The sequence below is a fragment of the Alteromonas sp. RKMC-009 genome (genome assembly GCF_003584565.2).
Lineage (GTDB): Bacteria > Pseudomonadota > Gammaproteobacteria > Enterobacterales > Alteromonadaceae > Alteromonas.
Genome location: NZ_CP031010.1, coordinates 215740 through 240667, shown reverse-complemented (window position 1 = coordinate 240667; position 24928 = coordinate 215740). Strand labels below are relative to the sequence as shown.

Here is a 24928-nt window from a genome sequence, read left to right as displayed (position 1 = left end):
GATATATTCAGCTTTATCGAATATTCGAATTACTGTCCGGTTTCAGAAACCTGAAGGAATACAACGCAATGTTTCTCTTTATTTAATTGGTGCTCCTGGCTGATAACTGTTATTCATTATCAGGCAGGATCTGTACCTGTTACTCCAACCGATCCGATAGAACAATAAGCCTTTTAGTTTTCCGAAGGCACCACAGTGAGTAAGAATCCACTATCTGATAACGAGCGACTGAAGCGCGAAAGCAATCTACTTAGAGGCACAATTTCTGAAGATCTCAAAGACACATTGTCCGGTGGATTTAAAGGCGATAATTTTCAGTTAATTCGTTTCCATGGCATGTATCAGCAGGACAACCGCGACATCCGTCAGGAACGTCAGAAGCAGAAGCTTGAGCCTTTACACACGGTTATGCTCAGGATCCGGCTCCCGGGTGGCATTGTTACACCCCAGCAGTGGGCCGGTATCGATAGATTTGCATCGGAACATACTGAATATGCATCGATTAGAATTACTAACCGCCAGGCTATTCAACTTCATGGCGTGCTGAAACACAACATCAAACCGGTGCATCAGTTACTGAATTCACTGGGTCTGGATGCCCGCGCCACTGCCGGTGACGTCAACAGGAATGTATTGTGTACGTCAAACCCTGTAGAAAGCCAGCTTCATCAGGAAGCGTATGAGTGGGCAAAGAAGATTTCAGAACATTTGCTTCCACGCACCCGCGCTTACGCAGAAATCTGGCTGGACGGTGAAAAGGTGCAGTCTGACGAAGAGAACGAACCGGTACTTGGCAACAACTACCTGCCGCGTAAGTTCAAAACCACAGTAGTCATTCCGCCGCAGAACGACGTAGACATCCATGCAAACGATCTGAATTTCGTTGCTATCGGCGATGATAACACCCTGACTGGTTTCAATGTTCTGGTTGGGGGCGGGCTGGCAATGACTCATGGTGATGAGACAACCTGGCCCAGACTGGCAACAGACTTTGGTTTTGTAAAGAAAGAAAATGTGCTTGCTGTGGCTGAAGCCGTGGTTTCAGTTCAGCGCGACTGGGGTGACAGAACTAACCGGAGAAACGCCAAAACAAAATACACGCTTGAACGGGTTGGCACAGACACATTTAAGCGGGAAGTCGAAGAACGCGCAGGCGTGAAGTTTGTAACCTCCCGGCCTTTTGAATTTACAGATCGCGGCGACAGGATCGGATGGGTAGCCGGCGTTGATAATGCCTGGCATTTAACGCTTTTCATCCCCAGCGGCCGTTTAACCGACGATGACAGTTTAAACAGAAAAGCCGGCATTGCTGAAATTGCAAAAGTTCACAAAGGCGACTTCAGGCTGACGCCTAATCAGAACCTGATCATCGCTAATGTTGCCGACGCAGACAAAGCCGCTATTGAAGCACTTGCCATTAAATATAACCTGATTGATACAACTGTTACCGTTCAGCGTAAAGCATCGATGGCATGTGTTTCGTTCCCTACCTGTCCGCTGGCCATGGCGGAAGCTGAGCGGGCACTGCCTGACATCAGTCAGCAGATAGACGCGATGCTGGCGAAGCATGATATGTTAGACAAAAGCTTCGTTTTCCGCATCACAGGTTGCCCGAACGGATGCGGCAGAGCCATGCTGGCTGAAGTGGGACTGGTCGGCAGAGCAGTAGGCCGGTACGACTTATATCTGGGCGGTAACAGTAACGGCACGCGGATCCCCCGGTTGTATAAAACCAACCAGCCAACAAGCGATATCCTGTCGACACTAGACGAACTCATTGCCAGTTGGGCGTCGCAAAATAGAGAAACCGGTTTCGGAGACTATTGCATTGAAGCGGGTATCGTAAAGCCTGTTGTCCACTCTCCTGTCGACTTTCATTCCGCCTGAAGCGGTGATTAATGTCAGCTTCAATACTATTTATCCAGCTCGACCAGCTCCCGCCGGAGCTGATTGTCCGACAGGGAGCGTCGCTAAACAATCTGGTCGCAGCGCTTCGCCTCCCGCCCGACGATATCCGGATTTGCTGCATCAACAGCAATAAGCCCCTGCCATGTACCAGAAACAAGCCCGTTATCATTGTGGGTGGGCTATGGAACAACGCCGCCCATTCACGCCTTCCATCCCGGCTTTTTCAGTGGCTGAAGCAAGCAAGTCATGATGCGTGCCCGATATTCGGTTTTGGATTTGCACACCTTGTTCTTAATTCGGTATTTGGTGGTGTTAATCTTGAACTGCAAAAGCCGGGACTAAAAACGGTGTATAAAAGTATGAGCGAAAAGGACTTTCTGACAGCATCACTGCCAGACAGATTCAGCAGCTGGACAATCTGCACGATGAAATCCTCTCCCCCGCCGTTAACCGCAACGGTACTGGCAGAATCTCACAGGCAAGAACCGATGTTAATCAGATTCAACGAACGGACGTATTCAACGCCGCTGTCATTGTCACTTAGCTGGTCTGGCATTGTAATGTGGCTGCACGAACATCCGGACTATTTGTACGGTAACGAACAAATACTGGATGCTAAAATGGATAACACGCATGGGCTATCCATTCTGACTAACTTTTTAAAACTCTGGTGGCAGTATCCTTGCCAGTCTTTACTATCAGGTAGTCAGGCCAGCGAGATACATCAGCCCTTTCATCAATGCTGAAATGATGAGTAAAGTCAGTACGCTGCATCCCCATAACAATACCAACCAACTCAGTCTCTTCACCGGCTCACTATGATTCGCTTTCATTAGTGGTACCCCTCACCCATTTTCACTTTGCCGGAAAACACATGGTAGCTCCAGAAGCTGTAGCCAAGTATGAAAGGGATAATAAACAGTGCGCCCACCAGCATAAAACCCTGACTCTGCGGCGGTGCCGCAGCCTCCCAGATACTCACTCCGGGTGGAATGATATTTGGCCAAACACTTATACCGAGACCGGCAAATCCTGAAAGAATAACGCCCAGTGAGCAAACAAAACCGGTGTACTCGTGCCCTTTTGCCAGGGCGTGCTTTGCAAGTATCAACATACTCAGGCTGCCTGCAGGAAGTAGCCAGAGATAATAGAGGTTAGGCGCAGAGAACCACCGGCTTGCAATCATGTTACTCTGAAGGGGTGTCCACACACTGACAAAAAATAAAATTACCGCCATAAAAACCAGCGCTTTTTGAGCATACGCCCGTAATCTTTCCTGAAGAGCACCTTCGGATTTCAGCACCAGCCAGGTACTGCCAAGCAACAGGTAAGCAACAACAAGTCCGATGCCGCAGAAAACAGAAAAAGGGGTAAGCCAGTCAAAGTTCGTTCCGGCATAGTGCGCATCCACCACAGGCAGCCCCTGCACCAGCGCTCCGGCCATGACGCCCTGAAAGAAGCTTGCTAACAACGAGCCACCGGCCAGTGCTTTCTCCCAGAAGTCCTGATGACTATCCAGTGCCCTGACACGGAATTCAAATGCAACACCACGAAAAATCAGCGCCAGCAGCATCAATGTTGCCGGTATAGCAAAAGCGTCCAGTACCACTGAATAAGCAAGGGGAAACGCCCCCATCAGCCCTGCGCCACCGAGTACAATCCAAGTTTCATTACCGTCCCATACCGGCGCAACACTGTTCACCATCACATCCCGTTCACCACGGCCGGCAGCGAATGGCAGCAACATGCCAACCCCCAAGTCGAAGCCATCCATGGCAACGTACATAACAACGGAGAAAACAATAATGACAAACCAGAGAATGCTTAAATCAAACCCCATTTTAAGACTCCTACAAACGACCAGAGATAACAGGCACTTCGTGCTCAGATCCAGCATCAGACACGACGCCTTTACGCATCTGAACCAGCATGTAGAAATACCCGGCACCAAAGACGGCACAATAAATTACGATAAACAGGATTAAACTTACGGACATTTGTAACGTGCTATGAGCAGATACAGCGTCAGCCGTTTTTTGCAGACCATAAACGGTCCAGGGCTGGCGTCCGATTTCGGTGGTAAACCAACCGGCGAGGATAGCGATCAATCCAGAGGGGCCCATCGCAACAGCGAATTTGAGAAACAAACCTGATTGATAGAGCTTTCTGCCTTTGCGCAAGACCAGCGCAACAAATGCTTGTAGCAACATGAGCATACCCAGCATCACCATGATCCGGAAAGACCAGAAAATCACCGCAGACGGAGGTCTCTCATCTTTGGGAAAATCCTTCAGTGCAGGAATGGGCTTTTCCAGACTATGATTCAAAATAAGACTGGCAAGATAGGGAATTTCAATTTTGTACTGCGTTTCCTCTTTATCTTCATTAGGCAAGCCAAACAGAATAAGCGGAGTGGGTTCGCCACTGGAATTGTCCCAGTGTCCTTCAATGGCAGCTATTTTTGCAGGTTGGTATTTCAGCGTATTGAGACCATGAAGATCACCAATGAATGTCTGAACAGGAACTGTCAGCAGTAGCATCCACATTGCCATAGACAGCATTTTTCTGTTCGCTGTTGACTGGTTTCCCCTGAGTAAATGCCACGCTCCCACCGCACCGACAAGCAATGCTGTGCTGACATACGCTGCCAGCGTCATATGTGTTAACCGGTAGGGAAAAGATGGATTAAAAATAACGGCAAGCCAGTCGACTGGAATTACCTGCCCGTTCACGATTTCTACACCCTGCGGTGTATGCATCCAGCTGTTAGACGCCAGTATCCAGAAGGTAGAAATGAAGGTACCCAGTGCCACCATGGATGTAGCAAAAAAGTGTAATCTTTCCCCCACCTTGTGCCAGCCGAATAGCATGACACCAAGAAATCCTGCTTCCAGAAAGAATGCGGTGAGTACCTCATAGGTAAGTAGTGGTCCGGTAACACTGCCGGCGAATTGAGAAAAGCCCTGCCAGTTCGTTCCGAACTGGTATGCCATGACAATGCCTGATACCACGCCCATACCAAAATTAACGGCAAATATTTTCGACCAGAAGAAATAAAGCGCTTTGTAATCCGGATTTCTGGTTTTTAGCCATAGCCCTTCAAGCACAGCGAGATAGCTCGCAAGACCAATCGTTATAGCTGGGAAAATAATATGAAATGAGACAGTAAAAGCAAACTGCACTCTCGCCAGGAAAAATGCATCTATTTCATGCATAACAACCTCCTAAAAGCCATTAGCTTTATTACAACGTTCAGCTCTTATCTTTCTCGCCCACTTCCGCCACGACCATCCAGTACAACACCAGCATGACGACAACAAAAACAACAGTAAAAATCATACCTAACACCGTGCCTCCACCTGCATGAGCCGGTGCAGCAAGGAATAAAGACAACAAGAGTAAATACAGTTTCATGACGACCTCTTTGACATGGTTCGGATTCCGGGCCAGACAACGACTGGACGAAACCCTTTATTGACAGGGTTAAAAGTAAACCCGCAGAGGAACAATAAACAGGTACAGAAAGTGAGCATTTTTTTATAACAGATCGTTTATTCACTTGTTATAATCTGATGAACTTTTTAGCCGGAGTAAGCAATGGCGAAATATGAAATTTTAGCCAGACAAATAAAAGAGCAGATCGAACGGGGGATCTGGCTGGAAAATGAAAAGCTTCCCTCGCTGCGCAAGCAGGCCCGGCAAACTGGTTACAGTCTGATGACCGTACTTCATGCTTATCAGATGCTTGAAAGTCAGGGACTGATCAGCTCCCATGAACGCTCCGGATTTATTGTCGCCGCAGCTGCCCGCCCGGCTTCTGAGAACAAAGTACAAACAGCGGAAGCGGTCAGCATTAATGATTTTGTTTATGAAGTACTTCAGGCATCCCGCGACCCGCATATGTTCAGCTTAGGCTTTGCATATCCCGACCCTGCTCTGTATCCCAGGCACCACCTGAATAAGTCCATCGCCGCTGCGGCACAACAAATTTCACTGACCAGTGCAATGGATAACCTGCCACCGGGTAACCCTGAACTCAGACAAATTATTGCTAAGCGCTATGCGGCGCGGGGCATGAACATTTCCCCTGATGAAATTGTTATCACGGCAGGTGCACTTGAAGCACTCAGTCTGAGTTTGCAATCCTGTACCAGGCCGGGTGACTGGGTAGTGATTGAATCTCCGGTATTTTATGGTGCCATGCAGGCACTGGAACGGCTTGGCTTAAAGGCAATTACAGTAACGGTTTCGCCGCAGAACGGACTGGATATTGACGCGCTGGAGCGGGCTTTTCAGAATCATCCGGTGAAGGCATGCTGGCTGATGAGCAGCTTTCAGAATCCGGTTGGCTACTCACTTAATGATGACAAAAAGCAGCAAATTGCGAGGTTGCTGAAAACCTACGGGGTCACCTTAATCGAAGATGATGTTTATGCTGAATTGTATACCGGTCAAACGCCCCCGATGCCTATTAAGCATTTTGTCGAAGACGGGAACAGTTTACTTTGTTCATCTTTTTCCAAGTCACTGGTAGCAGGCTACCGGATTGGCTGGGTGGCAGCAGGACGTCAGTCACTGGATATTCAGAAACAACAGCTGATGAGTACACTGGCTACCAGTGCGCCTGTGCAGTTGTCGCTGGTTGACTATTTGTCTACCAAAAACTACGAGTCGCACTTAAAGCAACTTCGTAAGAAGCTGATCACCAGAAAAAAAGCCATGCTGGCCTGCCTTGAGGTACTTTTGCAGGACGTTGCTACGATTCATGCGCAAGAGGGCGGGTATTTTTTATGGATAGAATGTCAGCCCCACGTGAATGCAATGGATATCTATCGTGAAGCGTTACGCCTGCACATTACTATTGCCCCGGGAAAACTGTTCAGCCTGCATGATGAATTTAATCATTGCTTCCGGCTGAACGCCTCGTTTGAACTAAACGAGGCGCGTCGCACATTACTCAAGAAACTGACGGGCTATATCATCAATATCACGCGGTCCGGGGATTAACTGTTCTATAAAGATACGCCTGATCTGTTCCTTTTTTGTCCGGTCATAAAAATTACCATTAGCTTATACATCTTTGGAGAAAAGCTAATGGCTGTAGTCAAAATCCGGCAGGAAGACATCATTGCATGCACTCCTGTAAATCCATCTAAAATCTATATTCGTGAAGAAACCGGCAAGTATCAGAAAATACGCCGGTACCTGAATGTGGTACTTATATCGATGTTTGTCTTGCTGCCGTTTATTCAGTACGGCGGAGAGCAGGCTATTCTGTTTAATGTAGGTAAACAAACACTGACGCTCTTCACCACTGTACTGTACCCGCAGGATCTTATGATTTTTGCGCTGCTTTTTATTCTTGCTGCGTTTTCATTGTTTCTGGTAACCCGCCACTATGGCCGGGTGTGGTGCGGGTTCACTTGCCCGCAAACACTCTGGACGCTGGGTTTCAACTGGATTGAAAGAAGAATTGAGGGAACACACAATCAGAGCAGGGCTTTGGATAAACAAGCACTTACTGGCAGGAAGGTTGCCATAAAAGCAGCCAAGCATACAGCCTGGGCCGGTATCAGCTTACTGACTGCGCTGGTCTTTATGTCTTATTTCTATCCTGCCGCCTCGCTTTATACTGAATTTGTGTCGTTTTCTGCGCCGGCACTGATTACCGGGTGGACACTGTTCTTCGCAGGATGTACATACATTAACGCAGGTTGGATAAGGGAAAAAATGTGCACGCATATGTGCCCTTATTCCCGCTTTCAGGCGGCTATGTTCGACAACAGCACGTCTCTTGTCACTTATAATAAAGCCCGCGGTGAAACCCGTGGCCCCAGAAAACGTTACACGGCGCCTTCAGACAAGGGGGACTGTGTTGACTGCAAACTGTGTGTGCAGGTGTGCCCGGCAGGGATTGATATCAGAGAAGGGTTACAGTACGAGTGTATCAACTGCGGTCTTTGCATAGATGCCTGCGATAAGGTGATGAATAAATTTGGCTATGCCACAAAACTCATCGGTTTTAGACGCCAGCAGGCCCAACCGGCAAGAACCTTCACTAACTATTTGTACGGCATAGCCATTATAGTCATTCTCGTTGCCATGGCCGGATGGGCAATTGACCGTCAGGATTTCGAAGCCGGTATCAGTCGCGATCGTAACGCCCTGTACCGTGAAAACAGCGCCGGCAGAGTTGAAAACACCTATACGCTCACGCTATTAAACAAGGCCAGAACAGTAAAAAGCTTCACTATCGAAATAAAAGATCAGTCGTTACTTCGCATAACCGGAGCCGGTGAATTCAGTGTCGCGCCGGGCGAAAAGCGTATCGTGCCATTTTCGGTAGAAGCTCTGAAACGCCCTGCTGAACAAATGAGTAACGTGCAGTTCACTGTTACCGACCTTGAAAGTAATCAGACCACGGTCAGCAACGTGACGTTCTATTCCGGCAGATAGATACTCAGCGTTTAATTGCGCAGTGTTTAGCTGCGCAACCATACTAATATTGCGTTGGCGCCAGGTGAGCAGGCTGAATAAGAAGCTCTTTCAATTTCAGCATCTGCTCTTCAATATCCGCCCGATTGAATGGTCCTCCGAAGCAAATTCTCATGGCATCTGGCGGATGATTGTCAGTGGCAAAGGCTACACTGGCCACTGCACTTATCCCCTGAGCACGCAACAGGATGGCAAGTTCAGCCGGATGCCAGTCTGTGTGCTTGGGAAATTTCAACCAGAAGTGGAAAGCGTTCTCCTCCATGTTAATGGCAAAGTCTCTGAATATCTCTTTAATAAGACGTTGTCTGGCATTGGCTTCCCTTTGAACAGACTGCACCATTCTGGTTACCGTTCCTTCTTTCAACCAGTTAGTTACCATTGACTCAACCATTGGAACAGACATCACATTCAGCGAACGCAATGCGCCGGTAGTATGCTCCGCTTTACGGTTTGAAGGGCAAACGACATAACCAAAGCGAATGCCTGGCCCGAAGCATTTTGACAGGCTGGAGAGATAATACGTCAACTCAGGTGCGAGGCTGGCAAATGACGGTAATTTATTGTCTGCAAGCAACGCATAGGCATCATCTTCTATGATGTTCACACTGTATCGTAAGGCAACATCGGCCAGCGCCTCACGCCGGCTTCGGGGAATAGTTGTGCAGGTCGGGTTATGCATAGCAGGGTTAACATACAGCGCAGACACCTTATGGGTTTTACAGGCATTCTCAAATGATGATGCAGTTGGCCCGCTGTGATCCCGCTCCAGTGCATGCAACCTGACACCCAGCTGCGCCGCCAGTGATTTAATCCCCGGATATGTCAACGAATCAACGCAGACGACTTCTCCTTCGCCATGCAGTTGCGTCATCAGCGCGGTGAGGATAGCGTGTATGCCTTGCGACAACACCACATTCGATACACTGGCACCGGGCACCTTTTTTAGCAGGTGCCTGATCACCATTTCTTTGGTTTCATTGCTACCGCCATATTCCTGATAGCGAAGCATTTTGAACAAATCGCCCTGGCTAATCGTGCTCAGAGCTACATCTTTTATCTCTTCTATAAGTGTAGGAATACCGGGCTCAATCACCATATTCATAGTGAGCTCATAGGGCGCCAGACTGGGTTTAACAGCAGGTACCTTGCCTTTAGCAAACGTACCCGCACCAGTTACTGTCTCGATAAGTCCGCGTTTTTTAGCCTCAGCATAAGCCCTGGACGCTGTGGAGTAATTGATAGACAGATATTGCGCCAGATCCCGCATAGGAGGAATCTTGTCCTGTGGCTGCATTAGCCCGTTTTCAATTTCCTGTTCAATTAAGTCAGCCAGGAACTTATACGTCGGATACTTTCCTCTGCGCTCCATAGCTTTTTGCCAACGTTCAATTTGTGATTTAACCAACACCAACTCCAGATTTGCACTCAATAAGTGAAAGTAATGCACTCACAAAGTGCAATCATCAAACTTTTATCAACTCTGAAAGACCAATAAATTAGGCTCTGCAGAGTTTTTTTCAAAAAATATCATAGCTAAAAAATGTTCACAAAGTACCTTATCGCAAATTGATTGCTTTTTTAAATGCAATCACTGGCATTTCTTCTGCAATGTATTTCCTGAAAGCCGGTAACAGCCGCGCTCATAACAATCATCATTACGGGAGATCCTGATGCCACAAGTAAACTACCCTTTAAACAAAGACGGTGACTTTTTTGTCGACTATGAAGAAAAGGTATTTGAAGACGTTAAAGCTAACCCGGGCGAGAAAGCGCTCGTCACGTTCCATACTGTCGCTTTTGAAGGTTCAATTGGTTTTGTCAACATGCTGCAGGCAACCCGCCTTCAGCGTAAAGGCTACGAGACATCCATCCTGCTATACGGCCCGGGCGTTAACCTGGGTGTTCAGCGAGGCTTCCCTACCCTTGGAGATGAAGCGTTTCCGGGTCACATGAACTTTAATAATCAACTTAAAAAGTTCATGGCAGAAGGCGGTAAAGTCTATGCGTGCCGCTTTGCATTGCAGGCTTTATACGGACACGGTGAGCGCTCACTCATTGAAGGTATAAAACCTATCAATCCTCTCGATGTACTTGATCTGAAGCTGCTTCACAAACGTGAAGACGCGCTGATCATCGATACCTGGACAGTGTAAGCGGAGGGCAGCAACGATGAAAAATCAAGACACCGTACGCGTTGCTGCCGTTCAAATTTCTCCTGACCTGGAAAGTTTGAGCGGTACTCTGAAAAAAGTTCTTAACGTTCTGGATGAGGCCGCTGAAAAGCAGGTGGAGCTGATCGTGTTTCCAGAAACGTTCATGCCTTATTACCCATACTTTTCCTTCATTTTACCCCCGGTAAAACAGGGAAAGCCTCACCTTAAGTTATACAATGAAGCCGTTGAAGTACCCGGCTTCGTAACCGAAGCGCTCTCACAAAAAGCACGTGAACACAGTATGGTGATAGTGATGGGCGTGAATGAACGGGACCATGGCTCACTGTACAACACCCAGCTTATTTTTGATGCTACCGGCGAGCTGGTGCTCAAGCGACGAAAAATTACACCGACTTATCACGAACGAATGATTTGGGGACAAGGCGACGCGTCAGGTCTGAAAGTAGTGGAAACTGCCGTTGGCAGAGTGGGCGCACTGGCATGCTGGGAGCATTACAACCCCTTGGCAAGATATTCACTTATGTCGCAGCACGAACAAATTCACTGCGCACAATTCCCCGGCTCCCTGGTTGGCCCCATCTTTGCCGAACAGATGGACGTGACTATTCGTCATCATGCCCTGGAGTCTGGTTGTTTTGTTATCAATGCCACAGGCTGGCTGACAGAGTCGCAAATCCAGTCTCTTACTGATGATCCTGCCATGCAAAAGGCAATCAAAGATGGTTGCAATACCGCCATCATTTCCCCTGAGGGTAAACATCTCGTGCCGCCGCTGACTGAGGGTGAAGGATTACTCGTTGCCGACCTTGAAATGAACCTGATTGATAAACGCAAGCGCATGATGGATTCCGTTGGTCATTACGCCCGCCCTGAGCTACTCAGTCTGCACATTCAGGATGCACCTTCTGAATACGTTGTAAGGACTTCAGTTCAGACAGTTACGGCCAGTACGGAAGGAGAATTAATTAAGGAGATGGCCAATGAATCTCAACTCTGAATCACGTTCCGCGCTGTTAACCGAGTTGCAAACCCGCGGCATCAGACTGATCGGACAGGATTCTGACCACGTCAGTCGCAGGGGCGGAGCCGGGCCGTCGGATCATCAGGCTTTCACCATAGATGGTACGACAGTAATGCTACCTGTCTATACCCAGAGCGCCTGGGAGTCACCGTTTACGCTGGAAGATGGGAATATTAAGGACCGGCGAAATCAGGAAACGATCATCCCGGTGCGAAACATCACCGGTACAAACACACCTGCATTCTATGGCCTGACTACTGACGACGGCATTCCCTATCAGCAGATAGCAACGCTGCACGGCAAAGATGTACTGGCAACCACAGTGCTGCAAACCTGTATCCGTTACGAAAGTCGACGCAAAGCCTGTAAATTCTGTTCAATCGGCCAGTCCCTTGATGCAGGCAGAACAATTGCGCGGAAGACACCGCAACAACTGGCTGAAGTCGCAAAGGCTGCGGTCAGGCTCGACGGCGTAAAACATGTCGTTATGACCACGGGCACACCAGCATCGTCAGACCGTGGCGCCAAAGTTATGTGCGAAAGTGCCGAGGCAATTAAAGCAGCAGTAGATGTACCGGTTCAGGGGCAATGTGAACCACCTAAAGATCACATCTGGTTTAGTCGCATGAAAGCTGCCGGTATCGATTCGTTGGGAATGCATCTTGAAGCCGTCTCTCCGGAAGTAAGGGAGGTGATGACTCCCGGTAAGGCAAAGGTCTCACTGGAAGAATACTTCGATGCGTTTAAAGCGGCTGTGAGTGTGTTTGGCAAGGGACAGGTCAGCACCTACATACTCGCCGGCCTGGGTGACTCCAAAGAAGCAATCATCAGCACCTCAGAAAAGCTCATCGACATGGGTGTTTATCCATTTGTCGTTCCGTTTGTACCGATACGGGGCACGCCCCTTGAGGACCACCCGCCCCCTTCCGCAGCCTTTATGGAAAGTGTACTCAAACCCATTGCTAAGAAACTGGTTAGTTCAGGTATGCGCGGCGAGGATACACAAGCCGGATGCGTGAAATGCGGTGCGTGCTCTTCTCTGTCTGAATACGAAAAGGAGGCTGCAAATGCTGACTTCGTACCGGCATGATCAATTCCAGATAAAATGGGCCACCGATAACTGGGAAAAGGAACAGGCCTACAGGATCCGCAGTAGTGTGTTCTGTGATGAACAGGGCTTATTCAAAGAACACGACCGCGACGATATAGATTGTGATGCTATCATCCTCGTAGCAGTCAGACAGTTAGCGGGTATGCCTGACACGGTTGTCGGCACAGTGCGCATTCATCAGTCAGCACCCCGGGTCTGGTGGGGTTCACGGCTCGCTGTTGCAACGGCATTTCGCCGCCAGGGTATTTTGGGTGCCAGCCTAATCAAATTAGCGGTCAGAAGCGCGAATTCTCTGGGCTGCGATACCTTTCTCGCGACCGTTCAGGCCCAGAATGAAAATCTGTTTAAGCGCCTTAACTGGGAAACCCGTGGTTATCTGACAATTCAAAATATGCCTCACGTAAAAATGGAGGCTGATTTAAATGCATATTCACCAATGACAACACCGGCAGATGGGTTTCGGGTGGAAGGCAAGCGTCAGAAAATCAGTATTCCTTCTTCGGCTCTGGAATTTCCTGTCACGGCCAGCGTGTTGAAGGGAGCTATTCAATGAACCTTCAGAAGACACTGGATATTGTCCGCCAGTATTCGGGCGTACGATCTAAACAGCAGCTAAAGCAAGTGCTTCAGTCAGTGGGCAGCGGTGCCTCTCATAACATAAAAAATGGTGACGATGCTGCGGTTTTGCCTTCTTCTGACGGCCATCTGCTTTTCGCCATGGAAGGCTTTATTCCCGCCTTTGTAGCACATGACCCCTGGTTTGCCGGTTGGTGTGGAGTAATGGTGAACTGCAGCGACATTGCAGCCATGGGTGGCAGACCCACAGCAATCACTAATGCAATCTGGAGCGACGATGACGACGTATTGCGCCAGCTATTAAGGGGCATGACAGCAGCATCCAGCGCTTTTGATGTGCCAATAGCCGGAGGGCACACATGCCAGAATAGTGGCCTTAATCAGCTTTCTGTTTCGATAATCGGCCAGGCATCCAACCTGCTCACCAGCTTTGACGCCTGCGAGGATGACATAATGCTTTGCGCTATTGACTTGCGGGGTGAATACCGTGAGCCCTTCCTGAACTGGGATGCAGCAACCTCTGCACCGCCAGACCAGCTGAAAGGTGATATAGGATTGCTGCCCCTAATTGCAGCTATTGACGGTGTCACTGGCGCTAAAGATATCTCTCAGGCCGGCATTCTTGGCACCGCCGCGATGTTTATGGATTGCTCTGAAACGGGCGTAGACATCGACCTTTCGCAAATCCCTAAACCCGCGGACGTTTGCTGGGAAGACTGGCTTCGGACGTTTCCCAGTTTCGGCTATCTGATTAGCTGTAAGCCCGCGTGTGCGGAGGCAGTCAGACACCTGTTCAAAACCAGGAATATCCACACAGGACTGTTGGGAAAAATCAACAGCAACCAGCGTATTACTGTCACCTTCAACGGCGTGACAGAAACATTCTTCGACTTAACTGAATCACGTTTTATGGTGCCTGCCAGAGAAACGCGACTAACACTTAGCGAGACACACTAATGCCAGCAACTACCTTTCATGTGCGCTGGCCTGATAACTCTGTTCAGGCCTGCTATTCACCTTCAACCGTTATCCGCGAGTATTTGAAAGTCCAGCAACCTTATGGCATCGCTGAATTTAAAGCTCTCTGTAATGAAGCATTGCACGCAGCCAGTCAACGCGTTGAAAAGAAGTTCGGCTATGCGTGTTCCAGCGCGATGGATCAACTGTCGGACATCAATCAAAAGTGCGATGCCTTTGAGGCTCCCGAAAGCAAAGTGATTGTTACTTCATTCCAACCTTAATTACACGGCGAAAACGATTATGACTCATACAACTCCTGCTCATTACCCGGCAATTATCATCGGCGGCGGTCAGGCTGGCCTATCTGTCAGCTATTGTCTGCAACAAGAGAACATTAAGCATCTGGTTATTGAAAAATCACAAATTTTGAACAGCTGGAAAACCCAGCGTTGGGACTCATTTACCCTGGTTACACCTAACTGGCAGTGCGCACTTCCCGACCATCCGTACGATGGTGATAAGCCTGAGGGCTTTATGAACCGGGAGGAAACCATTGGCTATCTTGAACGATTCGCATCAAAAGTTGATGCTCCGGTAATTGAAAATACAACGGTAGAAAACGTGAGCCGCGACGACGAAGGCATATATACGGTAAAGACCAGCGCCGGTGTATTCACCTGTGATCACGTTATTGTGGCGAGTGGCGGCTACCATCAGCCCATCATTCCACGAATGGCTGAACGCCTCCCGGAAAATATTGTTCAAATCCACTCAAATCAATATAAGAACGCTGATCAACTGCCGCCCGGAAACGTTCTGGTAGTCGGTTCTGGCCAGTCCGGTGCGCAGATAGCAGAAGACATTCATCTTACAGGAAGAAAAGTATTTCTGGCCGTGGGAAATGCACCCCGTGTTGCCAGACAATACCGTGGTAAAGACGTTGTGGAATGGCTCGACGACATGGGTTACTACAAAAAATCAGTGGAAGAGCATCCGCTACGCGAAGGTGTGAGAGACAACACAAATCATTATGTCACCGGCAGGGATGGCGGAAGAGATATTGATTTGCGTAAGTTCGCCACTGAGGGCATGGAATTGTTCGGATTAATGACGGAGTTCGAAGGCGACAATCTGATCTTCCAACCAGATTTAACAGAAAATCTTGATTTCGCAGATTCGGTCTACAATAACATCAATAGCCGAATTGATGCCTACATTGAAGAGAACGGTATTTCTGCACCCGCTGGCAGTACCTACGAGCCAGTCTGGCAACCTTCGGCAGAACGCGAACAGCTTAATTTGGCAGACTCTGGGATCACTTCCATTATCTGGTGTATCGGCTTCCGGCCAGATTTCAACTGGCTCGACTTACCGGTATTTAACGGCAGAGGAGCACCAGCACACAAACGTGGTGTGACGGCAGTTCCCGGCACATATTTTATTGGCTTACCCTGGCTTCATACCTGGGGCTCTGGTCGCTTCTCAGGCGTAGCAAGTGATGCTGCCTATCTCGCCAATATCATAAAGCTAAAGGCTTCCGGTAAGCGAAAGGCCTGCCCTGTACCTGTAGATGCTGATTAGCAGACCAGCTTTGTTCGCAGAGTAAAAAGAACGGCCCGCTCAATAACCATTGAATAGCGGGCATTTTGGTTTTTAGCCGCAATTGCGGACAAACGATTATGTCTGCCCGCTCTACCTTTACTTTTCGATTTGCTTTAACAGTACCTCTAACACTTCGGGAAAAGCCGTATAGCCATCAGAACCAAGAAAATGGCCGGCGTCAGCGATAGTGTGGAAACCTGCGTTCAGCTTATCTGCAAGTGCTATGGTATCCGCTACCGGTACGAGCAGATCCTGAGGGGAAGCAAAAACATCAATACTGTTTGTGTTTGATGTCAGCGTATCGAGCGCTACCTGCGTTTCCACAAAGGGGTTTAATTGCGGGAACATTTCCAGTTTCGACTGAAAGCCTGCAACAAGTAACAGACCACCAAGTTGGCTTCCGTTAATTCTCTCAGCAATATTTTGAAGAACGGAAATTCACCCAAGGCTATGAGCCACAACAAAAACGTTTTCGTCGAGTCTGTTAATGCTCTCTGAAAGCGTTTGTTGCCATACTTCTGCAGACGGTGTACCTGAGTCAGGTAGCAAAGGAATATCCGCCTCAATATTCCGTTTTGCCAGTTCCAGCTTAAGCCAGCTAAACCAATGGTCATCCGGAGACGCCATAAACCCGTGAACGATAAACACTTGTACTTTTTTCAATGTAGTTACTCCACAATGCTTTGAATGTTCTGTTTGAGCCTGCCACTTATCCCGGATACGAGAACATTAAGAATTTCTTTTATCCGGGAAGGGGCTCAAACTGCAAAAATCGGGAAGTAGCTTAAACCCTGACACAGCAGTTAGAGTCAACCTTGCATTGGAGAAGAAATGAAAATCGGTGATTTATCTGCCCACACCGGTGTTAGTCAGCGAATGCTCCGCTATTATGAAGATGCCGGACTTATCAAGCCCGTGAGAAGTGCTGCAGGCTACCGGCACTATGATGAGAAGTGGGTAAAGCTGGTATCATGCATAAAAATATTGAGTACCGCAGGCATGAAACTGGACGCCATAAAAGTGTTGCTCACCTGCCTTTCCAACGATGATCCTGATCCTGCTTTTTACGGATGTACAGAAGTCAGGCAGGTGCTCAATGACGAAATAAAGCGCCTGAATACGAAAATGAATGAGCTTGAAAGCAGCCGGAAACTGGTGTCTGAATATGCGAAAAATCTTGCTGGTTAGAAATCTAACCAGCGGTGAATAGATTGATAAATACTTCCAGTCTCAAACCTTAAATCTTCCGCAATCCTCTGATAATTTATAGCTTTCCATCAATTTCCTTACTCACTTCAACTAATATATCCAATGCTGATTTCCCTGAAACCAGGCCCTCAGATAATTGCTGGAATCCTTTCCCGACCTCCAGTATTAATATCTCGGATTGCTGTTGTTTCGAAATGCACTTTTCAAATTCTGATTCAATTGTATTACTCATAATCGCTTCCACATTCTGTAGGTAAACTCTTCCGAAGCGGGGATCTCAATGAAACCCCTCTGCCGAAAACATCCCCAACGTCCCGCCTGCTGCTAACGATTCTTCAAACAACTGAATCTTGTCTTCTGTAAGCACAGGCTCCGCGGCTGCATTGCCTTCTTTACCGACAACCAGCAGTTGCCCGGACGCCAGCGCCGGCCAGTCGTCACCGGCAATCACCTTGTCTTTTCCTGACTTAATAAATGCAAGCCAGTGATTCTGTAATAATTCTGACAGCGCCTTGTCAGCATCAGAGTACTGCCTGTCTCCGGCGTCGAGCTGACCAAACACGTAGGGGATTTCCGACGAGTGAAAGCTGCCGAAGCCTTCAGGTGGACCGGGCGGCACATAGTCGAACTGATAAGCCAGAATATTTGCGGCATCGTGATACTGCTCTGCCCAGTTAAGCAGGCTCATTAATGCCCTGTCCCGCAGAAATTGCAGCGCCGCATTTTGCGGAGTATCTGCTTCCTGAAGATAGAGTTTCACCATGGCGTCAGTAACGGTGTCATCAACCATATTGGCCTTTATCACGCCCCGGAGATCGTCTTCAGTTTCAACATGCCATTCGGGCAGAAAGTAACTGTTCTCGTTGCCGGTAAAACCGGTGAGTAGCGATATATTTTTGTTTGAGCGCTGCTTACTGAAGTTGCCATCGCGAACCGGACGGAACTGCATGATCGCCATTGGCACAGGGATGTTCAGCACATTTTCAAGTATCTCTTTACCCGGCAGTGCACGCATTGCAGCAATATTGTCTGCATTCAATACTTGTTGCAGAGCCAACCCCAGCGATTCTGCTTTTGCTCTGTCCGGGTGAGTAATCCCCATCCCGGAGCCACTTTGCGCAATGGCTTTGGCAAACAACTTTTCTGCTTCAGGATGCGCCATCAATGCATGCACTGAATCTGCGCCGGCAGACTGCCCCGCGACGGTCACGTTATCCGGATCGCCACCGAAAGCCTCAATATTTTTCTGCACCCACTTAATTGCTGCTACCTGGTCGAGCAAGCCATACTGACCTTCGTAATCTGATTCTGTTGCCAGTTCAGGATGGCCGGCGAAGCCAAATACGTCAAGGCGGTAGTTAATGGTAACAACGATAATGCCCTGCTCTGCCAGTTTATCGCCGTGGTAAATGTCGATTCCGCCTGCACCACCAATAAAGGCACCGCCGTGGATCCACACCAACACGGGCACTTTATTGTCCGAACGGGTTGAAGGCATCCAGATATTGAGCGACAGGCAGTCTTCACTCATATCATTGTCCGTAAGAAATTCCGGTCCCCAGGGGGCTTTCATGGACGGAGGCGGCAGTTGCAAACAATCCGGGCCAAAGTGTGTTGCATCACGCACGCCTTGCCAGGCTGCTACAGGTTGCGGCGGGCGCCAGCGATTCTCACCGCCGGTACTGGCAGCATAAGGCACGCCCAGAAAAGCGGTGACGCCGGATTGCAGAGTCCGGCCCTGCAAATCACCGTCAGATACCGTAACCCGTGGTTCGCTGTCAGCTTGCGAATTACTGGCCTTCGTATCAGTACCCGGCGCTCCGTTGCATCCGGCCAACATACAAACCAGCATTGCTCCGTAAAATCTGTTCATGAAAGACATACGTTTAATCACTCCCTGAGCCCGAAAAGCCCCGGTAAACGGGGCTTTGTTCAATCACACAATTAAAAGTCGTAAGATAACTTAACACCATAGGTGCGCGGTGCGCCAAAGTTCCAGGCGTAAATATCGTCAGACGCGGCGCTGGTATATCCCGAGAAGGTTACCGGCCGTTCGTTTTCCAGATTACGGACATAGGCCTGAATCCTGAGGTCGCCATCGGCATTCGCATATTCAAGACTTAAATCCGTTTGCGTAAATGCGTCCTGCTGACCGTCGTTGAAATTGAAGATATTGGTGTAATAGCTGTCTTTGTAGCGGAAATACACACTGCCTGTCAGCGTTGCCCCACCGGATAAATCCCAGATTTGATCATACGCTGCTGAGACTACCCATTTCGGTGCCTGCGGCGTGTCGTTACCGCCCAGATCTGGCTGCACCACATTGTCCGGGTCCGGGGTTAAATCACCTACACCGTTAAGGTCACACCCTAAGCACTGCACCGGCACACTGGCCAGCAGAGACTTGTACTGGCTGTGCAGATAGTTCGCATTCAGGATTAACCTACCGCTTTCTGTTACATAGGCTGTAAACTGAGATTCCAGACCATAGATTTCAGCTTTACCGGCATTGAAGGTTTGCGCACCGGTGCTGCTGTCAATCAGGGCAGTTACCTGCAGGTCCTTATAGTCATAATAAAATGCCGACAAATTCAGTGTGTAGCGACCGCTGGCATACCGGTTTTTGCTACCCACTTCATATGCCGTTACGGTTTCCGGCGCATAACTGCCTACACTGTCAAAACCACCTGCTTTAAATCCGGTAGAGACTTTACCGTAATACAGAGAGTCGCTGTTCTGCTGATAATTAAGACCAGCCGTCCAGGTAAATTTTGATGCATCGGCTTCTAAATCCAGTACCGTCGGCGCACCTTCAGTCAAAGGGGCTGAGCCGGAATTAAACTGGAAGCCAAAGTTATCAAACTGCGCATCTTTCTGATCTTTAGTCCAGCGGGCACCAACAATAGCCGTCCACTTATCGCTGAACGGAATTTCCGCCTGACCAAATGCAGCGTACGACTTCGCATCAACAAACGGGCGGTAGAAATAGGTGATGTAGCTGCCGTTTTCACCGGCATAAGGCGTGTACAAACCGCGGGACACGAACTGGGATTCATCAAACAGGAACAGACCGGTTTGCCAGATGATGCCACCTTCGGTTTCGCTGTTCAGACGGATCTCCTGACTCAAAGACTCTGAGTCCAGATTGTTGTTATAGAACATGTAAGCGGGAGCCAGGGGAGTTTGTCCGCTGGATTCAGAATCCCTGTAACCCACGCGATAACTTAATTCCAGGTTATCGAGGTAGTAAGTAACCCGTCCCCGTGCAGCAATCTGGCTGGATTCAAACGTGCCCACACCTGTCGCAGGCGCATCGTAATTATCACGGTCTATTTGCGATAAGTAATCAGTATTTACCGGAATACACTGAATACCGTCCAGTTCCGGTGCAATCTCCTGCCAGCCGCTGCCGGAACAGCCGTCAGCGAAATCAGGGCCGGTTTCATCTGCACGGTTCCCCTCTTCATTTACGTTCACATATGCGCTTACATTGGATGCCTGGTCTACATCCACCAGCTCCACCGCACCATACAGAGACAAATTAGCCGTTGGCATAGAGGTGATAGAAATTCGTCCTGACGTCACATTCTGATCGTTACTGCGCTGATCAATATTAGGATGATAAGTGTAACCGTCGTTCTTAGCTCTTAAGCCTGCCACGCGGATTGCGGTGGTGTCGTTGACGGGAATGTCCACGCCGGCTTCAAAAGTTTTCTGACCAAAATTCCCTACTGTCAAAGATGCGTTGCCGCCGAATTCATCACCGGGACGACGAGCATGAATGTTTATCGCGCCCCCTGTGGCGTTGCGGCCATAAAGCGTTCCCTGTGGCCCGCGAAGCACTTCGACACGCTCAATATCGAAAAGCGATGCATTCAAACTGATTGGACGGTTAAGGTATTCCCCGTCAATAGCGATGGTGAGTGATTGATCCTGCGTTTCATCGTTACTGTTGGTACCGATACCCCGGATAGCAATACGAGTAAAAACCGTATCGTTGGTGATCTGCACATCGGGGGCAAGACGGGTCAGGCCGTTGAGATCAGTAACCCCTGCCTTTTCAATATCCTTGCTGGTGAGAATGTTCATCGCAATAGGTACATCCTGCGCACTTTGAGAACGGTTCTGCGCAGTTACCTCTATAACTTCATACTCAGTCTCTGTCGCCTGAGGTTGTCCGGCGTTTTCCTGCTCTTGTGCAACCGCACCGGTAGCAGAAACGCCCATGAAAGCTGACAACAACGCCAGAGTCAGTTTGCTCTTTTCCATTTCGCAATCCAATGTTAATGTGAATTTATTGGAATGCTAATTCTATTTGTGATTCAGATCAACATACCGTTAATTTATTTAACATTAATTTAATTGATATCAGCTTTACGAAAACTGTAATGAAATAACAAAAGATGTTTATTTTCAGATACATGCAAGTATGGATTAGATGATTAGAAAACCATCATTAATTAGAACTTTAATTATAATTTACAAAGTATCGTCGTAGGAGTGAATGCAGGGATTATTCGAAGCATGAACGGAGTGTATTACAGGGCCGGCAGGAGGGGAGAAGCCGGCCCGGAAGGAACAGAAAAACGTTAACTCACCACCAACCCGAGAGGACTGAGCAGGGATTCCTGTTGCCAGTCGCAAATTTTCACGCCGTTTAAATCCATTCTGCGGATGTCGAGACCATGTAAATCTACATGGCGTAGATCACAGTTTTTCAGGCTGAATGTGCCCCAGCTGTCTGAAGAAAAATCGCCACGGCTGAGATCAGCCCCGTCCATACTGACGCCGCTGAGATTCGCACCGCGCCAGATGTTTTCGGTCAGTTCGCACTTCTCGAATAATTGCCCTTCGAAATCGGCATAACTTAAGTTACAGCCGGTGATGAAAACTGAGCAAAAGTAAGATTTTGTGGTGATGAAGTTAGCAAAAGATGCCTGCCTGAAATCAGCGCCTTTTAAATCACAATCTCTGAATTCAGCGCCAAATCCGTCAGCACCACGGAAGCTGGCCAGTGCCAGGCGACAATTTCGGAAGCTGGTGTCGCGAATATCAGCAAATGAAAAGCTGCAACCTTTATCGCCGTCGGAAGTGGTGAAGGCACAACCTGAGAATTCTGCGCCTGATAATTTTGCACGGGTAAAGTCACAATCGATAAACCGGCAATTTTCGAATTTTACGGCTTCGAGGTCTTCATCAAAATGTTTTCCCTCAAACTGCTCGCCCTGATAATGCATAGTGGAATTCCTTTATTGCCTGAAAATACTTTTCGTTAAAAATAACTAAGCCGCCCGGCGAGGGGCGGCAAAGATTACACAGTTTCAATTACCGTCGGATCAGTAGAAACGGTATGTCGCAGAAACGCCCATAGTACGTGGTGCACCAAAGCTCCACAACTGCACATCATCCGGTCCTGCCGCTGTGTAAGAATAAAATGTCAGCGGTTGTTCGTCTTCAATGTTTCTGACGTATGCCATCACTTCCCAGTCCTCTGATTCACTGATGTATTTCAGTGATAAATCGGTTTGGGAGAAGCTGTCCTGCTTACCGTCATTATTGTTGAACGCGGTCATGTAATAGTCGCTTTTCCAGCGGGAAAAGACGCTGGCGACCACTGATGCACCGTCAACTTCCCAATAGTGGTCGTAACCTAAAGTGAAGATGAATTCAGGTGCCTGCGACGGAGAATTACCTGCCAGACTGATGAGTTCGCCATCAATACTGCTCACTGCTGTCGTACCGCATCCTCCCAGACACTGTACCGGAATGGCTGCCGCAAACTCGGTATACTCGGCGTTCAGATAGTTAGCTGATGCGGTGAAACGGTCAGAGTCTGTCAGCCAGGTGTTATACGACACCTCACCACCCCAGATCCGTACCTTACCGGCATTGAAGGTTTGTCCGCCTTTCGTGGTGTCCAGCAGCACGGCAACCTGCAAGTCTGAATAGTCGTAGTAGAAAACCGAGCCATTCAGATTGCCTGAGTCCAGCTGACTTTTTACACCCGCTTCATAGGCATAGAGGATTTCCGGGTCGTAAGCATTGTTAGTACTGTCGAAACCACCGGCTTTATAGCCTTTGCTGGCTTTCACATAGTACATGGCATCATCGTCAGGCTCGTAGTTCAGGCCTACCGCCCAGGTAAACTCGTCATTGTTGAAAGCAAGATCCTCAGTTACACCACCGGCAGTGTCGATAGGGCGGATAACAGGCTGCTCTTCAAAAGTCAGTCCGCTGGGTAAGTTAGTTTGCGACGCTGTTTTTCTGTCGTGAGTCCAGCGGCCGCCAACAATGAGTGTAAACTCGTCATTCAGTGGTACATCAACCTGACCGAATATGGCCGACGATACGGATTCCACGTCGGGGCGATAGAAGGTGTTTACCCAGTAACCCTGGGGACCGTTTGGATATGCACCGATGTAAGAAAGCAGTGCTGAGTGAACGTCCTGAGTTTCGTTGAAATAAAACGCTCCGCCCTGCCAGAAGAATTTGTCTTCGCCGCCGCTGATACGCAATTCGTGACTCAACGTTTTAATGTCAGTGTTACGATAGAAAATGTATCCCGGATTCAGCGCTTCATCCGCATCCACTGTGCTGTCGCGGTAACCCGCCAGATAAGAAATCGTAAAATCATCTGCATTGTAAGTCAGGTTAGCGCGGTATGCGTCGCTGTCTACTTTATGGAAAGCGAACGGCGCAGTGCGCGGGGCATCAAAGTTCTCTTTATCGATGGTAGCGAGATTATTCGTATTTGACGGTGCGCACAGGGTATTCCCGTCCTGCACGCCAACCAGCGACCAGCCCGCTGATGTATTACAGTTACCGGTGCCGTCATCCGCCTGACCGGAAGCGTTCAAATCGTAAGCCGCCAGGAATGGCACCTGCTGATCAAGAGAACTGGTTTCATAAGCCAGATAAACCGTAAACTCATCCGTAGGCTCAAACTGGAAACCCACACGGGCCGCCTGCACATCCTGGTCACCGGATTCAGTATTTTGATTGGCGTGCTGGCGGTATCCGTCATGCTGCGTAGACGTCACAGCAATACGGGTCGCTGCGTTATCGCCGATTGGAATGTTTACCGCACCGTTAATTTTACGGGAATTGAAATTACCCACATCCACTGTACCTTCACCGGTAAATTCGCCCAGTTGTGGTTTATTGGCAATAATATTTACCGCACCGCCTGTGGCATTACGGCCATACAGCGTGCCCTGCGGTCCACGCAGTACTTCAACACGTTGCACATCGAACATTGCCGCGTTCATCACACGGGGACGGTTTATGTATTCACCGTCAATACTGACTGTCAGCGACTGATCCTGCGCCTCATCAGAACTTTCCGTAGAGATACCACGCAGGGATACCTTAGTGGCTATTGAATCGTTTGTGGTAACGAAGTCCGGCGCAATGCGGTTCAGTGTCTGAATATCAGTCACACCGGCATTTTTTAACTGCTCGCCGCTGACAACGCTCATTGAAATCGGTACATCGTTGACTGACTGAACACGGTTCTGCGCAGTCACTTCAATGATTTCCAGATCACTGCCTTTCGGTTCATTCGTTTGTTCTGAGGTGGTTTCCTGTGCCAGAACGGACGTTGTCAGAAAACCTAAAGCGCAGCAGATAGCAGTATTCAGTGTTGATTTTTTTAGTGTGATGTAAGGCATGTGTCCACCAGTCAGTGTTATGTCATGTTCTGAGCGGTAAGCCTTTTATTGTTGTTGTAAGGCTGTGTCGCTCTCCCAATTCACAAACCAACTAATTGAAATGTGAATTGCCATTCTAAACTAATAGATCGAGACAAATAATGTCAACAGATTGTTAACATTAAATTAATCAATACTGACTATTTAGATAACGGATAATGAC

Annotated in this window: 22 protein-coding genes and 1 pseudogene; 12 read left to right on the top strand and 11 right to left on the bottom strand. The window is 48.6% G+C overall.

What is annotated here, in order from left to right; translation table 11 throughout:
• Positions 1-195: 195 nt before the first annotated feature.
• Together cysI and DS731_RS01050 are read left to right on the top strand one after the other, a co-directional pair.
• Complete coding sequence (cysI, locus tag DS731_RS01055; protein WP_119499594.1) at positions 196-1887, top strand: assimilatory sulfite reductase (NADPH) hemoprotein subunit; 1692 nt, start codon at positions 196-198, stop codon at positions 1885-1887.
• A gap of 11 nt (positions 1888-1898) precedes the next feature.
• Positions 1899-2654 (top strand): hypothetical protein, encoded by a 756-nt coding sequence (locus DS731_RS01050; RefSeq protein ID WP_150154207.1) that lies wholly within the window; start codon positions 1899-1901, stop codon positions 2652-2654.
• Here the strand turns inward: DS731_RS01050 and DS731_RS01045 are convergent.
• The 4 genes from DS731_RS01045 to DS731_RS21845 are packed head-to-tail and all read right to left on the bottom strand — an operon-like array spanning position 2607 to position 5322.
• Positions 2607-2741 (bottom strand): DUF2474 domain-containing protein, encoded by a 135-nt coding sequence (locus DS731_RS01045; protein WP_119499593.1) that lies wholly within the window; start codon positions 2739-2741, stop codon positions 2607-2609. The genes DS731_RS01050 and DS731_RS01045 overlap by 48 nt on opposite strands.
• Positions 2741-3748, bottom strand: a complete 1008-nt coding sequence (gene cydB, locus DS731_RS01040) for a cytochrome d ubiquinol oxidase subunit II (protein ID WP_119499592.1) — start codon at positions 3746-3748, stop codon at positions 2741-2743. Before cydB ends, DS731_RS01045 begins: the two co-directional genes overlap by 1 nt.
• 10 nt (positions 3749-3758) lie before the next feature.
• Positions 3759-5123, bottom strand: a complete 1365-nt coding sequence (locus DS731_RS01035; RefSeq protein ID WP_119499591.1) for a cytochrome ubiquinol oxidase subunit I — start codon at positions 5121-5123, stop codon at positions 3759-3761.
• A gap of 37 nt (positions 5124-5160) precedes the next feature.
• Entirely contained in the window at positions 5161-5322 is a 162-nt protein-coding gene (locus tag DS731_RS21845; RefSeq protein WP_161599063.1) for a hypothetical protein, read from the bottom strand.
• Positions 5323-5505: 183 nt separating this feature from the next.
• On the opposite strand from DS731_RS21845, the gene DS731_RS01030 reads away from it, so the two are divergent.
• Both DS731_RS01030 and ccoG read left to right on the top strand, forming a co-directional pair.
• The gene (locus DS731_RS01030) at positions 5506-6915 is read left to right on the top strand and encodes an aminotransferase-like domain-containing protein (protein WP_119499590.1); all 1410 of its coding nucleotides are present in this window, start codon (positions 5506-5508) and stop codon (positions 6913-6915) included.
• Between the two features lie 87 nt (positions 6916-7002).
• A complete protein-coding gene (ccoG, locus tag DS731_RS01025; protein ID WP_119499589.1) occupies positions 7003-8364 on the top strand; it encodes a cytochrome c oxidase accessory protein CcoG in 1362 nt (453 codons plus the stop codon).
• A gap of 43 nt (positions 8365-8407) precedes the next feature.
• Here ccoG and DS731_RS01020 read toward each other — a convergent pair whose 3' ends face one another.
• Entirely contained in the window at positions 8408-9808 is a 1401-nt protein-coding gene (locus DS731_RS01020; RefSeq protein WP_119499588.1) for an aminotransferase-like domain-containing protein, read from the bottom strand.
• Positions 9809-10073: 265 nt separating this feature from the next.
• Between DS731_RS01020 and DS731_RS01015 the strand changes: the two genes are divergently transcribed.
• Genes DS731_RS01015 through DS731_RS00985 form a run of 7 tightly spaced genes read left to right on the top strand, consistent with a single transcriptional unit; the run spans position 10074 to position 15826 of the window.
• The gene (locus DS731_RS01015) at positions 10074-10556 is read left to right on the top strand and encodes an MSMEG_0572/Sll0783 family nitrogen starvation response protein (protein WP_119499587.1); all 483 of its coding nucleotides are present in this window, start codon (positions 10074-10076) and stop codon (positions 10554-10556) included.
• 16 nt (positions 10557-10572) lie between these two features.
• On the top strand, positions 10573-11574 hold the full coding sequence (locus tag DS731_RS01010) for a Nit6803 family nitrilase (protein WP_119499586.1): 1002 nt from the start codon (positions 10573-10575) through the stop codon (positions 11572-11574).
• Positions 11558-12688, top strand: a complete 1131-nt coding sequence (locus tag DS731_RS01005) for an MSMEG_0568 family radical SAM protein (protein ID WP_119499585.1) — start codon at positions 11558-11560, stop codon at positions 12686-12688. The genes DS731_RS01010 and DS731_RS01005 overlap by 17 nt, the downstream gene beginning before the upstream one ends.
• Positions 12666-13262: an MSMEG_0567/Sll0786 family nitrogen starvation N-acetyltransferase gene (locus DS731_RS01000; protein ID WP_119499584.1), complete on the top strand. Its 597-nt coding sequence runs from the start codon at positions 12666-12668 to the stop codon at positions 13260-13262. Before DS731_RS01005 ends, DS731_RS01000 begins: the two co-directional genes overlap by 23 nt.
• A complete protein-coding gene (locus DS731_RS00995; protein ID WP_119499583.1) occupies positions 13259-14242 on the top strand; it encodes a sll0787 family AIR synthase-like protein in 984 nt (327 codons plus the stop codon). Before DS731_RS01000 ends, DS731_RS00995 begins: the two co-directional genes overlap by 4 nt.
• Positions 14242-14526: an MSMEG_0570 family nitrogen starvation response protein gene (locus DS731_RS00990; RefSeq protein WP_119499582.1), complete on the top strand. Its 285-nt coding sequence runs from the start codon at positions 14242-14244 to the stop codon at positions 14524-14526. The genes DS731_RS00995 and DS731_RS00990 overlap by 1 nt, the downstream gene beginning before the upstream one ends.
• Before the next feature lie 19 nt (positions 14527-14545).
• Positions 14546-15826, top strand: coding sequence for an MSMEG_0569 family flavin-dependent oxidoreductase (locus DS731_RS00985; RefSeq protein ID WP_119499581.1), 1281 nt, complete (start codon positions 14546-14548; stop codon positions 15824-15826).
• Between the two features lie 117 nt (positions 15827-15943).
• Here DS731_RS00985 and DS731_RS22170 read toward each other — a convergent pair.
• Positions 15944-16474 (bottom strand): annotated as a pseudogene (locus tag DS731_RS22170) (RBBP9/YdeN family alpha/beta hydrolase).
• Between the two features lie 204 nt (positions 16475-16678).
• Between DS731_RS22170 and DS731_RS00970 the strand changes: the two are divergent.
• Positions 16679-17035 carry a MerR family transcriptional regulator gene (locus DS731_RS00970; RefSeq protein ID WP_119499578.1) on the top strand — a complete coding sequence of 119 codons (357 nt, stop codon included), beginning with the start codon at positions 16679-16681 and terminating at the stop codon, positions 17033-17035.
• Between the two features lie 76 nt (positions 17036-17111).
• On the opposite strand, the gene DS731_RS00965 is transcribed toward DS731_RS00970, so the two are convergent.
• The 5 genes from DS731_RS00965 to DS731_RS00945 form a co-directional block, all read right to left on the bottom strand.
• On the bottom strand, positions 17112-17288 hold the full coding sequence (locus DS731_RS00965) for a hypothetical protein (protein ID WP_232373454.1): 177 nt from the start codon (positions 17286-17288) through the stop codon (positions 17112-17114).
• A gap of 45 nt (positions 17289-17333) precedes the next feature.
• Complete coding sequence (locus tag DS731_RS00960) at positions 17334-18929, bottom strand: carboxylesterase/lipase family protein (protein WP_161599062.1); 1596 nt, start codon at positions 18927-18929, stop codon at positions 17334-17336.
• 71 nt (positions 18930-19000) lie between these two features.
• Positions 19001-21325, bottom strand: a complete 2325-nt coding sequence (locus DS731_RS00955; RefSeq protein WP_119499576.1) for a TonB-dependent receptor — start codon at positions 21323-21325, stop codon at positions 19001-19003.
• A 320-nt stretch (positions 21326-21645) separates the two neighbouring features.
• The gene (locus DS731_RS00950; protein ID WP_119499575.1) at positions 21646-22293 is read right to left on the bottom strand and encodes a Qnr family pentapeptide repeat protein; all 648 of its coding nucleotides are present in this window, start codon (positions 22291-22293) and stop codon (positions 21646-21648) included.
• Between the two features lie 99 nt (positions 22294-22392).
• Positions 22393-24726: a TonB-dependent receptor gene (locus DS731_RS00945; protein ID WP_119499574.1), complete on the bottom strand. Its 2334-nt coding sequence runs from the start codon at positions 24724-24726 to the stop codon at positions 22393-22395.
• Between the last annotated feature and the right edge of the window lie 202 nt (positions 24727-24928).

Coding starts and splice junctions, on each gene's coding strand:
- DS731_RS01050 (WP_150154207.1), top strand. CDS start 1,899: ATGTCAGCTTCAATACTATTTATCCAGCTCGACCAGCTCCCGCCGGAG.
- DS731_RS01045 (WP_119499593.1), bottom strand. CDS start 2,741: ATGAAAGCGAATCATAGTGAGCCGGTGAAGAGACTGAGTTGGTTGGTA.
- cydB (WP_119499592.1), bottom strand. CDS start 3,748: ATGGGGTTTGATTTAAGCATTCTCTGGTTTGTCATTATTGTTTTCTCC.
- DS731_RS01035 (WP_119499591.1), bottom strand. CDS start 5,123: ATGCATGAAATAGATGCATTTTTCCTGGCGAGAGTGCAGTTTGCTTTT.
- DS731_RS21845 (WP_161599063.1), bottom strand. CDS start 5,322: ATGAAACTGTATTTACTCTTGTTGTCTTTATTCCTTGCTGCACCGGCT.
- DS731_RS01030 (WP_119499590.1), top strand. CDS start 5,506: ATGGCGAAATATGAAATTTTAGCCAGACAAATAAAAGAGCAGATCGAA.
- ccoG (WP_119499589.1), top strand. CDS start 7,003: ATGGCTGTAGTCAAAATCCGGCAGGAAGACATCATTGCATGCACTCCT.
- DS731_RS01015 (WP_119499587.1), top strand. CDS start 10,074: ATGCCACAAGTAAACTACCCTTTAAACAAAGACGGTGACTTTTTTGTC.
- DS731_RS01010 (WP_119499586.1), top strand. CDS start 10,573: ATGAAAAATCAAGACACCGTACGCGTTGCTGCCGTTCAAATTTCTCCT.
- DS731_RS01005 (WP_119499585.1), top strand. CDS start 11,558: ATGAATCTCAACTCTGAATCACGTTCCGCGCTGTTAACCGAGTTGCAA.
- DS731_RS01000 (WP_119499584.1), top strand. CDS start 12,666: ATGCTGACTTCGTACCGGCATGATCAATTCCAGATAAAATGGGCCACC.
- DS731_RS00995 (WP_119499583.1), top strand. CDS start 13,259: ATGAACCTTCAGAAGACACTGGATATTGTCCGCCAGTATTCGGGCGTA.
- DS731_RS00990 (WP_119499582.1), top strand. CDS start 14,242: ATGCCAGCAACTACCTTTCATGTGCGCTGGCCTGATAACTCTGTTCAG.
- DS731_RS00985 (WP_119499581.1), top strand. CDS start 14,546: ATGACTCATACAACTCCTGCTCATTACCCGGCAATTATCATCGGCGGC.
- DS731_RS00970 (WP_119499578.1), top strand. CDS start 16,679: ATGAAAATCGGTGATTTATCTGCCCACACCGGTGTTAGTCAGCGAATG.
- DS731_RS00965 (WP_232373454.1), bottom strand. CDS start 17,288: ATGAGTAATACAATTGAATCAGAATTTGAAAAGTGCATTTCGAAACAA.
- DS731_RS00960 (WP_161599062.1), bottom strand. CDS start 18,929: ATGAACAGATTTTACGGAGCAATGCTGGTTTGTATGTTGGCCGGATGC.
- DS731_RS00955 (WP_119499576.1), bottom strand. CDS start 21,325: ATGGAAAAGAGCAAACTGACTCTGGCGTTGTTGTCAGCTTTCATGGGC.
- DS731_RS00950 (WP_119499575.1), bottom strand. CDS start 22,293: ATGCATTATCAGGGCGAGCAGTTTGAGGGAAAACATTTTGATGAAGAC.
- DS731_RS00945 (WP_119499574.1), bottom strand. CDS start 24,726: ATGCCTTACATCACACTAAAAAAATCAACACTGAATACTGCTATCTGC.